This window comes from Streptomyces sp. NPDC054883 (assembly GCF_053610645.1).
The window spans coordinates 18,884-29,423 of sequence record NZ_JBSGYT010000070.1 but is presented as its reverse complement, the minus strand read 5'-3'; the positions used below and the strand labels follow the sequence as shown (position 1 = coordinate 29,423).

The following is a 10,540-nucleotide window of genomic DNA, read 5'->3' as shown; positions in this document are numbered from 1 at the left end:
GGGCCCCCATCCGCCGCGGATGGGGGCCCTGCCGTTACGTCGTGCCTACGCGGCTCAGTGACCGGCGGCGTGCAAGGCCGCACCCGAGGGGGTGCCGGACGGCGCGCCCGAAGCGGCGCCCGAGGGGCTGCCGGACGGCGCACCCGACGGGGTCCCGGACGGGCTGCCCGAAGGGCTCGCGCCGGCCGCGCCGGGGGCGGGGGCGGGGGCCTCGGTCGGGCCGAAGGCGGCGTACATGCCCGCTCCGGGGACGACGGAGGCGTTCAGCTTCACGTCACCGGTGTTGCTCAGCTGGAAGACGACCTCCTGCACGTTGCCGTCCTGAACGGCCTCGCGGCCGCCCTCGACCACGGCGGAGGCGTTGCCCTTGCCGCCCAGCACCACGGACCCGCCGGCCGGGACGGTGACCTTGCCGGAGCCCTCGGCCGGCTTCAGCGTCACCTTGGCCTTGCCACCCGCGAGGGTGATGGCGTCAATGGTCTGGGGGGTGCGGCCGGAGTTGAAGACGGTCGCGGAGACGGCGGCCGGGCCCTTCTTCTCCTTCGCGCCCTGGGTGATCACCAGTGCGTTCTGGATCTTGATGTCGCCCTTGGTGACGGCGGCGTTGTCCGGCTTGATCTCCAGAGTCTGCGCGTCGTTGCCCGCAGCGCATGCGGAGAGCGAAGCGATCGAGAACACGATGGCGGTAGCGGCGAGAGCGCCGCGTCGAAGGCTGCGGCTCACGGCGGCGGCAACTCCTTGGACGTACGGACGGAAGGGTGGACGACCCCAGCTCGCGCTGGGGGAGGTGCCCCGTCGGACGGCTGAGGTAAAGCCGCCCTAAGGGTGTGTCAGCGCGCTTAGGTTACCGAGCCGCCGCCTCGCCCCCGCACCCGACCCTCCGCAGTGCCCGGCCCGCCCTGTGCGGGTCCGCGCGATCGGTCCGCGATCACTGCGCGATCACCTGCCGTCCCCCCGGTGATCTCCCATTCGCCATATCGCGCGGACATCGCGAAGATCGCGGACGCGCGGTTCGGGTGCCGTTCGTTGATCAATTCCCGGATTCCCCGAACGCCGCCCGGTGATCAATTCGGGGATTGGGCCTGAACCGCTCCGTACGGGTGCCCGCCAGTCGAACGGAGTAGTTCGGTTTTCGGCCTTCGAACCCGGCAAAACGGGACGTACATCACACTGAGCGGCGAGTCCCGCGGGTGTAGCGTGGTCGTTTCGTCCGGTCCGCACAGCGCCTCCGACCTGCGAATACCCCCTTCCGGAAGCCCTCCGCAGCACGTACGTGTCGCTGTTGTCAAGCCCCGAGATGTGCCCTGACCTGCGAAAACGCCATTCATAACGGTCAGTTCTCGTGTTACCCTGGATAGCCACGGAAGGGGTACCTGTCACATGACGTTCAAGGTTGGCGACACCGTGGTCTATCCCCATCACGGGGCCGCGCTGATCGAGGCCATTGAGACTCGTCAGATCAAAGGCGTGGACAAGACCTACTTGGTGCTCAAGGTCGCCCAGGGCGACCTGACGGTTCGTGTGCCTGCGGACAATGCGGAGTTCGTCGGCGTTCGCGACGTAGTCGGCCAGGACGGGCTGGACCGGGTCTTCGAGGTGCTCCGCGCACCGTATGCAGAAGAGCCGACGAACTGGTCCCGGCGCTACAAGGCAAATCTGGAGAAGCTCGCTTCTGGCGACGTCATCAAGGTCGCCGAAGTCGTGCGCGACCTGTGGCGCCGTGAGCGTGAGCGCGGGCTTTCCGCGGGCGAGAAGCGCATGCTCGCGAAGGCGCGCCAGATCTTGGTGAGCGAGCTCGCGCTCGCCGAGAACACCAACGAGGACAAGGCCGAGGCCCTCCTCGACGAGGTCCTCGCGTCCTGACGCGAGAACCCGTACGCGACGAGCCGGACGGGTCCAGCTCCACGGATCCCGTCGTACAGGCCCTTCGCAGACAGTTGTGCCGCGGTGCCCGATGACAAGGAAACTTGTCGCCGGGCGCTGCGGCATGTCTGTACCCGGATCTGTGCCCGGACTGCGTACGCGTCACCCCGGGCCGGCAGCCGACTCGACCTGTCGTCACGGAAGGGGCGAGGGCTGCGTACCCGGCGTCACCCCCACGCCATACCCATGTCGGCCGAAGTCACAAACCTGGCTCGGAGCTATTGATGTCTGACGAATCGCGACCCCACCGCACCGCCGCCGTGATCCCGGCCGCCGGGCGCGGGGTACGCCTCGGCCCCGGCGCCCCCAAGGCCCTGCGGGCCCTCGGCGGGACACCGATGCTGATCCACGCCGTCCGCGCCATGGCCCGCTCCCGCGCGGTGTCCCTGGTCGTGGTCGTCGCCCCGTCCGACGGCGCGGCCGAGGTGCGCCGCCTGCTGGACGAGCATCCGTTGCCGGAACGGACCGAGGTCATGGTCGTACCCGGCCGCGAGACCCGCCAGGGGTCCGTACGCGCCGGCCTGGAGGCGCTCCCGGCGGACGTCACCTCCGTACTCATCCACGACGCGGCCCGCCCGCTGGTCCCCGTCGAGACGGTCGACTCCGTCGTCGAGGCGGTCCGCGCCGGCGCGCCCGCCGTGGTGCCCGCGCTGCCGCTGGCCGACACCGTCAAGGAGGTCGAGCCCGGCGGGCCCGGCGAGCCGGAGCCCGTCGTCGCCACGCCCGAGCGGGCGCGGCTGCGTGCCGTACAGACCCCGCAGGGCTTCGACCTCGCCACGCTGCGCCGTGCCCACGAGAAGTTCGCCGTCAACGGCGAGGGCGCCACGGACGACGCCGGAATGGTGGAACGCCTCGGCGTCACCGTCGTGGCGGTCCCCGGCCACGAAGAGGCCTTCAAGGTCACCCGCCCGCTCGATCTGGTCCTCGCCGAGGCCGTACTCGCCCGCAGGAGGGCCACCGATGCGTACTAGCTCCTCCGCAGGTCAGGACGGCAGCGCCGGCACCGGCGCCCCGGCCGCCCCGCTGATCCCGCTCGTCGGCATCGGCACCGATGTGCACGCCTTCGAGGCCGGACGCGAACTGTGGTGCGCCGGACTGCTGTGGGAGGGCGAGGACGGCCTCGCCGGACACTCCGACGGCGACGTCGCCGCGCACGCCGCCTGCGACGCCCTCTTCTCGGCCGCCGGAGTCGGCGACCTCGGCGCGCACTTCGGCACCTCCCGCCCCGAGTGGTCCGGCGCCGCCGGTGTCACGCTCCTCGCGGAGGCCGCCCGTATCGTCCGGGCCGAGGGCTTCGAGATCGGCAACGTCGCGATCCAGGTGATCGGCGTCCGCCCGAAGATCGGCAAGCGGCGCGAAGAGGCGCAGAAGGTGCTCGCCGCCGCCGCGGGCGCCCCCGTATCCGTCTCGGGCACCACCACCGACGGTCTCGGTCTGACGGGCCGTGCCGAAGGTCTCGCCGCCATCGCCACGGCGCTCGTCTACCGGACGAACCAGCCCTAGAGCCGCGCACGACGACACCGCTTCGGCAACAAACGGGGCCCCGCGTCCCCAAAGGGTCGCGGGGCACTGCTACGGGCGCACTACCCTGGATGCCGTGACTATTCGCCTGTACGACACCAGCGCCCGGCAGATCCGCGACTTCACCCCGGTCACCCCGGGCTGCGTCTCGATCTACCTGTGCGGCGCCACGGTGCAGGCCGCCCCGCACATCGGGCACGTCCGGTCGTACCTGAACTTCGACATCATGCGCCGCTGGTTCGCCTACCGCGGCTACGACGTCACCTTCATCCGCAACGTCACGGACATCGACGACAAGATCATCAGGAAGGGCTCCGAGCAGGGCCGCCCCTGGTGGTCCATCGGCTACGAGAACGAGCGCGCGTTCAACGACGGCTACAACGCCCTGGGCTGCCTCCCGCCCACCTACGAGCCCCGCGCCACCGGCCACGTGCCGGAGATGATCGAGATGATGCGCGGCCTCATCGAGCGCGGGCACGCGTACGAGGCGGACGGCAGCGTCTACTTCGACGTGCGCTCCTTCCCCGGCTACCTGGAGCTCTCCAACCAGAACATCGACGACCTGCGCCAGCCCGCCGAGGAAGGCATCACCGGCAAGCGCGACCCCCGTGACTTCGCCATGTGGAAGGCGTCCAAGCCGGGCGAGCCCGACTGGGAGACCCCGTGGGGCCGCGGCCGGCCCGGCTGGCACCTGGAGTGCTCGGCCATGGCGCACAAGTACCTCGGCAGCGTCTTCGACATCCACGGCGGCGGCCTGGACCTGATCTTCCCGCACCACGAGAACGAGATCGCCCAGGCCAAGGCCTTCGGCGACGAGTTCGCGCGGTACTGGGTCCACAACGCCTGGGTCACCATGTCCGGCGAGAAGATGTCCAAGTCCCTCGGCAACTCGGTGCTCGTCTCCGAGATGGTCAAGCAGTGGCGTCCGATCGTGCTGCGCTACTACCTCGGCACCCCGCACTACCGCTCGATGATCGAGTACAGCGAGGAGGCCCTGCGCGAGGCGGAGTCGGCCTTCGCGCGCATCGAGGGCTTCTGCCAGCGCGTCGTCGAGAAGGCCGGCGGCCCCGTCGAACCGGCCGCCGAGGTACCGCCCGCCTTCGCCGAGGTCATGGACGAGGACCTCGGCGTGCCGCAGGCGCTCGCCATCGTTCACACGGCCGTCCGGCAGGGCAACAGCGCCCTCGCCGCCGACGACAAGGACGCCGCCATCGCCCGCCTGTCCGAGGTCCGCGCCATGCTGGGCGTCCTCGGCCTGGACCCGCTCGACCCGTCCTGGGCCGGCGAAGCCGACCGCGGCGAGGACCTGCACGGCGCCGTCGACACCCTGGTGCGCCTGGTCCTGGAGCAGCGCGAATCCGCCCGGGCCCGCAAGGACTGGGCAACCGCCGACGCCATCCGCGACCAGCTCCAGCAGTCGGGCCTGGTCGTCGAGGACAGCCCCACGGGACCCCGCTGGACGCTCGGCCCCCGCTGAGCCCACCGGAGCAGTCCCACTGTGCCGCCCGGCGTCCCGGGCGGCACACTCTTCATACGTACACACCGCAGCACCAACGAAAACAGGTAGAGGTCATGGCCGGGAACAGCCAGCGCAGGAACCGCCGCACGTCCAACAAGAAGGGCGCTACGGTCGGCAGCGGTGGCCAGCGGCGCAAGGGCCTGGAGGGCAGGGGCCCGACGCCCAAGGCCGAGGACCGCAAGAAGCACAAGGCGCACCGCATCAGCAACGCCATGGCCAAGCAGGCCGCCAAGCGGCGCCCCGCTCCGCGCCGCGGTGGTCCCAAGGGCACCAGCGAGATGGTCGTCGGCCGCAATCCGGTCTTCGAGGCGCTGCGCGACGGCGTCCCCGCCACCACCCTCTACGTGCAGCAGTTCATCGAGAACGACGAGCGCGTGCGCGACGCCCTCCAGCTCGCCGCCGAACGCGGCAACATCAACCTGATGGAAGCCCCGCGCCCCGAGCTCGACCGCATGACCAACGGGCTCAACCACCAGGGCCTGGTCCTCCAGGTCCCGCCGTACGAGTACGCGCACCCCGAGGACCTCACCACGGCCGCCTACGACAACGGCGAGGACCCGCTGATCGTGGCCCTCGACGGTGTCACCGACCCGCGCAACCTCGGCGCGATCGTCCGCTCCGTCTCCGCCTTCGGCGGGCACGGCGTGGTCATCCCCGAGCGCCGCGCCGCCGGTATGACCGCGGGCGCCTGGAAGACCTCCGCCGGCACCGCCGCCCGCACGCCGGTCTCCCGCGTCACCAACCTGACCCGCGCCCTCCAGGACTACAAGAAGGCCGGCATGGCCATCGTCGGCCTGGCCGCCGAGGGCGAGCACACCGTGAACGACCTGGCGGCGCTGGCCGGCCCGGTCGTCATCGTCGTCGGCTCCGAGGGCAAGGGCCTTGGCCGTCTCGTCGGGGAGAACTGCGACTACCTCGTCCGCATCCCGATGCCGGGCGGCGCCGAGTCGCTGAACGCCGGTGTCGCCGCGGGCGTCGTGCTCTACGAGGCCGCCCGCCGCCGCGCCGAGGCGCCGCGCACCTGATCACCCGGCGTTCCCTTGATCCAATCGGCTCAGGGAACGTGACCCGTGAGCGTGTCACCCCGCCCCTTCCGGGCGGGGTGACTTGATCTTGACGGGTCTCGGACACATCCCTGCTGTCAAGGCAGTGTCCTTATCACTCGTCACTCGGTTAGATGAGTGTGGACACCAGAACGTCAGGGTTCGACGACCAGCCCGCGCTGAGCATGGTCAAGGTGCCGTGCGACCCCGCACAGGTCATCGTCAACCACGCAAGCTTCCGCGTGCGGCTCGCACCGAGCCCGAGCGCGCGTTCCAAGCCCTCGATGCCCGCCAACGCCCCGGGCCGCGCGCCGGTCCTCGGCGGAGCCGTGGTCGCCGCCGGGGCGGCGACCCGCCGCCGGGCCCCCGTGGTCTGGAGCGGCAAGGCCGACACCGGCGACACCGCCGCGATGGGCGGACTGCTCCAGGCCGCCCGGGAGGCGGGCCGCGGCCACGACCAGTTCGACGGGGGAGCCACCCAGACCATCCCGCGCGTCGACCTCGAACACGACCTCGCCGACCACACCCTTGCGACGCCGACCGTCATCGGCCAGCGCACCTACGGCGACCCCGACGAGACCCGCCGCCTCGGCGCGGTCCGCCAGCCGGCGCGGCCGTCCTACGGCTACGGCCCGCCGGACGGGTACGAAGACGGGTACGACGGGTACGACGACGGCGAAGCCGGCGACCGGTCCCGGCGGGCCGCCCCCGACACCCGCGCGCAAGCCTCGTACTACCCCGGCCGCCGGATGAACCTGGGCGTCGTGCTGCTCCCGCTGCGCGTCTTCCTCGGCTTCATCTCCATCTACGCCGGCATGGGCAAGCTGTGCGACCCCGTCTACTTCGACGGCGGCGAACGCGGCTCCATGGTCACCTGGCTGCACACCCTGCACCCCTGGGCACTGGCCGAACCGCTGCGCGACTTCGCGCTCGCCCACCCCGTCGGCGCGGGGCTCACCGTGGCGTTCCTCCAGGTGATCGTGGGCGTGCTCACCGTCTTCGGGCTCTGGCAGCGGTTCGCCGCCTGCTTCGGAGCGCTGCTGTCCGCCGCCCTGCTGATGACGGTCAGCTGGAGGACCGTGCCCGCCTACGACGCGCCCGACATCATCTACCTCGCCGCCTGGAGCCCCCTGATCATCGCGGGCGCCCCCGTCTACTCGCTCGACGGGCGCCTCGCGGGCGAGGCCTGGCGCACGCTCGGCCCGCGCTCCGCGGTCTGGCAGCTGCGCCGGCGCGTACTGCGGCGCGGAGCCCTCATGGGCGGTGTGATCTGCGGCCTCGCCCTGCTCGTCGGATCCCTCCTCGGCGGGGCCGTCCGGTCCACCGCCGTGGTCACCGTGCCGGGACCCGGCCGGGCCCCGAGCAACTACCTGCCCGGCACGCCGCTGCCGGCGCAGGCCCCGGCCAAGCAGCAGCAGCGGCCCTCGCAGCAGCCGTCGAAGCCCGCCGCGCCCTCGGCGAGCGCGTCGGCGCCGGCCGCCAAGTCGGCCCGGAGCGGGGCGGGTTCGGCCCCCTCGCAGAGCGCCGGGACGGGCGCGCAGTCACCGTCCGCGAGCCGTAGCGGCGCCGGGAGCCAGAGCACCCCGCGCAGCAGCGCGCCGCGCCAGTCCAGCCCGCAGCAGCCGCCGGCGTCCACCTCGGGCAGCGGGGGCAGCACCGGCGGCACCGCCAAGAAGCCCGGCCTGGTCGGGGGTCTGCTCGGCTGAGGACGGCACGACGTCCCTCCGGGGCCCGGTGCGCGAGGAGCGCGCCGGGCCCCTTCGGCGTGCGGGGTCCCGCGCAACAAGGGCCGGGCTTTCAGGCGGGCCGCGGGGGGCCTTCGTACGACCGCTCAGGAGCCCCCGTACGCGGCCAGCTCCCGGGCGGCCTCGGTCAGGTCCTTGGCCGTGTCGATCGCCCGCCAGTAGGCCCCCTGGGGCAGCGGAAAGCCCGCGAGGCGGCGCTCCCGGGCCAGCCGGGGGAAGGTGGTGCGCTCGTGGTCGCCCAAATCGGGCAGCAGCGCGGCGAATTGCGGACTGAACACGTACACGCCGGCGTTCACGGGATACGGCGACTGCGGAGCCTCGATGAAGTCCAGCACCTGCCCGAACTCGTTGGTCTCCACCACCCCCCACGGGATCCGCGGCCGGGCCAGCGCCAGGGTGGCGACCGCGTCCCGCTCCTTGTGGAACGCGGCCATCTCGCGCAGCGAGAACCTGGTCCAGACGTCCCCGTTGGTCGCGTACCAGGGCTGGTCCCCGTGCGGGAGGTGGCGTGCGGCGTACTTGAGCCCGCCGCCCCGGCCCAGCGGCTCCTCCTCCACCACGGTCGTCACCCGCAGCGGCAGCCGGGTCCGGCCGAGCCAGTCCTGGAGCACGCCGGCGAGGTGTCCGCAGGAGACGACGGCATCGGTCACCCCCTCCGCCGCCAGCCAGGCGAGTTGGTGCCCGATGATCGGCATGCCCGTCCCGGGGATCTCGACCATCGGCTTCGGCCGGTCGTCCGTGTACGGCCGCAGCCGCGTCCCCTGGCCTCCCGCCAGGACCACGGCCTGGGTGGGGGCAGCCGGGAACGCGGCCGCGTCGTGCGTGGGTTGGGGCGGTACGGGGGGAACGTCGCTCATGCCCGCCAGCGTAGGCAGGACCCTCCCGCGGCGGCGGCCGACTCGACGGCCGTCAACCGGCTGGAAGGGCCGTCAGCCCATGGAGGCGACGCCGGACGCGTACGAGGTGTCGCAGACCGGGCGGGCGAACGACTGCGCCTTCGTCGGCCCGTAGGCGTCGACGGCGGCCCGGCCCAGCGCCCGGGCGATGCCCACGCAGTGCTCGGCGAGCGAGGGCCGCCGGTCGACCTCCTGCTGGAGGTGCGTGAGGACGTCGCCCGGCTCCTCGCCCTGCCGCAGTTCGGCGAGCAGCTTCTCGCGCAGCAGGTCCTGGGCGGCGCGCGGCTTGGCGGGAACGGACACGCCTTCGGCGGAGGCGGTCAGGATCTGGGAGGAGGAATTGTCCGCCCAGGGGACCATGGTGACCGCCAGCGTCCCGGACAGGACCAGGACGACGGGCAGGACCAGGGCGAGGGAACGGCCGATACGGCGGGCAGTGTGGGTCACGAGGGCGAGAGTAGCGCTCGGTGAAGACACGGCGACATTCAGTCACCCGGTCGGGGGATGGTTCGACGTGGTTTTTCGATTCCGGGGTTGACGGACAGGGCTGAATGGCCCGATCTGCCCGGGATTCCGGTCACGGCCGCCGCAACTCGCGCGGAAGGGGCGCCCCTTGGCGGAGCGCCCCTTCACGAGTGGTGTGCGGGCCGTCAGTCGGAGAGGCGCTCGCCCGAGGAGGTCGAGAACACGTGGATCTCGTCGGGACGCGGCACCGCGTGCAGGGTGGAGCCCTTCTCGGGCACCTGGCGGCCGTTGACCCGGACCACGAGGTCCTGCTTGCCGGCGGTGGCGTCGGCGACGGAGCCGTAGACGTAGCCGTCGGCGCCGAGTTCCTCGACCACGTTGACCGTGATCGTCAGGCCGCCCGCCTCGGCGATGTCGAAGTGCTCGGGACGCACGCCGACCGTCACCGTACGGTCGCCCGCGTCGGCGGCGGCGGCCAGCGCCTCGCGGGAGACGGGGACGACGCTCTCGCCGAACTTGACGCCGCCGTCGGTGATCGGTACCTCGACGAGGTTCATGGCGGGCGAGCCGATGAACCCGGCGACGAACAGGTTCGCCGGCCGGTCGTACATGTTGCGCGGGGTGTCGACCTGCTGGAGCAGACCGTCCTTGAGGACCGCGACCCGGTCGCCCATGGTCATGGCCTCGACCTGGTCGTGGGTGACGTACACGGTGGTGATGCCGAGGTCCCGCTGGAGCGCGGCGATCTGCGTACGGGTCGACACGCGCAGCTTGGCGTCGAGGTTCGACAGCGGCTCGTCCATGAGGAACACCTGGGGCTTGCGCACGATGGCGCGGCCCATCGCGACGCGCTGGCGCTGGCCGCCGGAGAGCGCCTTCGGCTTGCGGTCGAGGTACTGGGTGAGGTCGAGCATCTTCGCCGCCTCCTCCACCTTGCGACGGATGGTCGCCTTGTCCTCGCCGGCGATCTTGAGGGCGAAGCCCATGTTGTCGGCGACGGACATGTGGGGGTAGAGCGCGTAGTTCTGGAACACCATCGCGATGTCCCGGTCCTTGGGCGGCAGGTGCGTCACGTCGCGCTCGCCGATGCGGATGGCGCCGCCGTTGACGTCCTCCAGGCCGGCGAGCATGCGCAGCGAGGTGGACTTGCCGCAGCCGGAGGGGCCGACGAGGACGAGGAACTCCCCGTCCTCGATCCCCAGCTCCAGCTGGTCGACGGCGGGCTTGTCGCCGCCGGGGTAGAGCCGGGTCGCCTTGTCGAAGGTGACAGAAGCCATGGTGGTGAATCCCTTCTACCGGCAGGAACGTGCCGGACGATCCGAGTGGAAGGTCTAGTCCAGTAACCGGACTCCGCCCGACGCTACCCGCCCGCCCGCTTCCTGTCAGCACCCCGGGACGTCACGTCGGAAAGTTCTTCGCTGGGGGGTT

Annotated in this window: 10 protein-coding genes; 6 read left to right on the top strand and 4 right to left on the bottom strand. The window is 71.8% G+C overall.

From position 1 onward, the window contains the following. Window positions 1–54: 54 nt before the first annotated feature. Window positions 55–723, bottom strand: coding sequence for a DUF461 domain-containing protein (locus ACWGH1_RS33050; protein WP_453409278.1), 669 nt, complete (start codon window positions 721–723; stop codon window positions 55–57). 657 nt (window positions 724–1,380) lie between these two features. On the opposite strand from ACWGH1_RS33050, the gene ACWGH1_RS33045 reads away from it, so the two are divergent. The 6 genes from ACWGH1_RS33045 to ACWGH1_RS33020 all read left to right on the top strand — a co-directional run bounded on the left by ACWGH1_RS33045 (window position 1,381) and on the right by ACWGH1_RS33020 (window position 7,712). Continuing rightward, a complete protein-coding gene (locus tag ACWGH1_RS33045) occupies window positions 1,381–1,863 on the top strand; it encodes a CarD family transcriptional regulator (RefSeq protein WP_003953493.1) in 483 nt (160 codons plus the stop codon). A gap of 284 nt (window positions 1,864–2,147) precedes the next feature. Beyond that, entirely contained in the window at window positions 2,148–2,894 is a 747-nt protein-coding gene (gene ispD / locus ACWGH1_RS33040; RefSeq protein ID WP_453409277.1) for a 2-C-methyl-D-erythritol 4-phosphate cytidylyltransferase, read from the top strand. Further along, a complete protein-coding gene (gene ispF / locus ACWGH1_RS33035; protein ID WP_453355945.1) occupies window positions 2,884–3,426 on the top strand; it encodes a 2-C-methyl-D-erythritol 2,4-cyclodiphosphate synthase in 543 nt (180 codons plus the stop codon). The genes ispD and ispF overlap by 11 nt, the downstream gene beginning before the upstream one ends. 94 nt (window positions 3,427–3,520) lie before the next feature. Next, window positions 3,521–4,921, top strand: coding sequence for a cysteine--tRNA ligase (cysS, locus tag ACWGH1_RS33030; protein ID WP_453355944.1), 1,401 nt, complete (start codon window positions 3,521–3,523; stop codon window positions 4,919–4,921). 95 nt (window positions 4,922–5,016) lie between these two features. After that, a complete protein-coding gene (gene rlmB, locus ACWGH1_RS33025; RefSeq protein WP_453355943.1) occupies window positions 5,017–5,988 on the top strand; it encodes a 23S rRNA (guanosine(2251)-2'-O)-methyltransferase RlmB in 972 nt (323 codons plus the stop codon). Window positions 5,989–6,140: 152 nt separating this feature from the next. Beyond that, the gene (locus ACWGH1_RS33020; protein ID WP_453355942.1) at window positions 6,141–7,712 is read left to right on the top strand and encodes a DoxX family protein; all 1,572 of its coding nucleotides are present in this window, start codon (window positions 6,141–6,143) and stop codon (window positions 7,710–7,712) included. A 125-nt stretch (window positions 7,713–7,837) separates the two neighbouring features. Here the strand turns inward: ACWGH1_RS33020 and ACWGH1_RS33015 are convergent, their stop codons facing one another. The 3 genes from ACWGH1_RS33015 to ACWGH1_RS33005 form a co-directional block, all read right to left on the bottom strand. Next, window positions 7,838–8,608 carry a nucleotidyltransferase family protein gene (locus ACWGH1_RS33015; RefSeq protein ID WP_453409276.1) on the bottom strand — a complete coding sequence of 257 codons (771 nt, stop codon included), beginning with the start codon at window positions 8,606–8,608 and terminating at the stop codon, window positions 7,838–7,840. Between the two features lie 72 nt (window positions 8,609–8,680). Continuing rightward, window positions 8,681–9,094 (bottom strand): hypothetical protein, encoded by a 414-nt coding sequence (locus ACWGH1_RS33010; RefSeq protein WP_453357080.1) that lies wholly within the window; start codon window positions 9,092–9,094, stop codon window positions 8,681–8,683. A 203-nt stretch (window positions 9,095–9,297) separates the two neighbouring features. Next, window positions 9,298–10,389 (bottom strand): ABC transporter ATP-binding protein, encoded by a 1,092-nt coding sequence (locus tag ACWGH1_RS33005; protein WP_453357081.1) that lies wholly within the window; start codon window positions 10,387–10,389, stop codon window positions 9,298–9,300. Window positions 10,390–10,540 lie beyond the last annotated feature (151 nt).

Excerpts from the sequence above, each read along its gene's own strand:
- ACWGH1_RS33045 (WP_003953493.1), top strand. The coding sequence starts at position 1,381 with ATGACGTTCAAGGTTGGCGACACCGTGGTCTATCCCCATCACGGGGCC.
- ispF (WP_453355945.1), top strand. The coding sequence starts at position 2,884 with ATGCGTACTAGCTCCTCCGCAGGTCAGGACGGCAGCGCCGGCACCGGC.
- ACWGH1_RS33015 (WP_453409276.1), bottom strand. The coding sequence starts at position 8,608 with ATGAGCGACGTTCCCCCCGTACCGCCCCAACCCACGCACGACGCGGCC.
- ACWGH1_RS33005 (WP_453357081.1), bottom strand. The coding sequence starts at position 10,389 with ATGGCTTCTGTCACCTTCGACAAGGCGACCCGGCTCTACCCCGGCGGC.
- rlmB (WP_453355943.1), top strand. The coding sequence starts at position 5,017 with ATGGCCGGGAACAGCCAGCGCAGGAACCGCCGCACGTCCAACAAGAAG.
- ispD (WP_453409277.1), top strand. The coding sequence starts at position 2,148 with ATGTCTGACGAATCGCGACCCCACCGCACCGCCGCCGTGATCCCGGCC.
- ACWGH1_RS33020 (WP_453355942.1), top strand. The coding sequence starts at position 6,141 with ATGAGTGTGGACACCAGAACGTCAGGGTTCGACGACCAGCCCGCGCTG.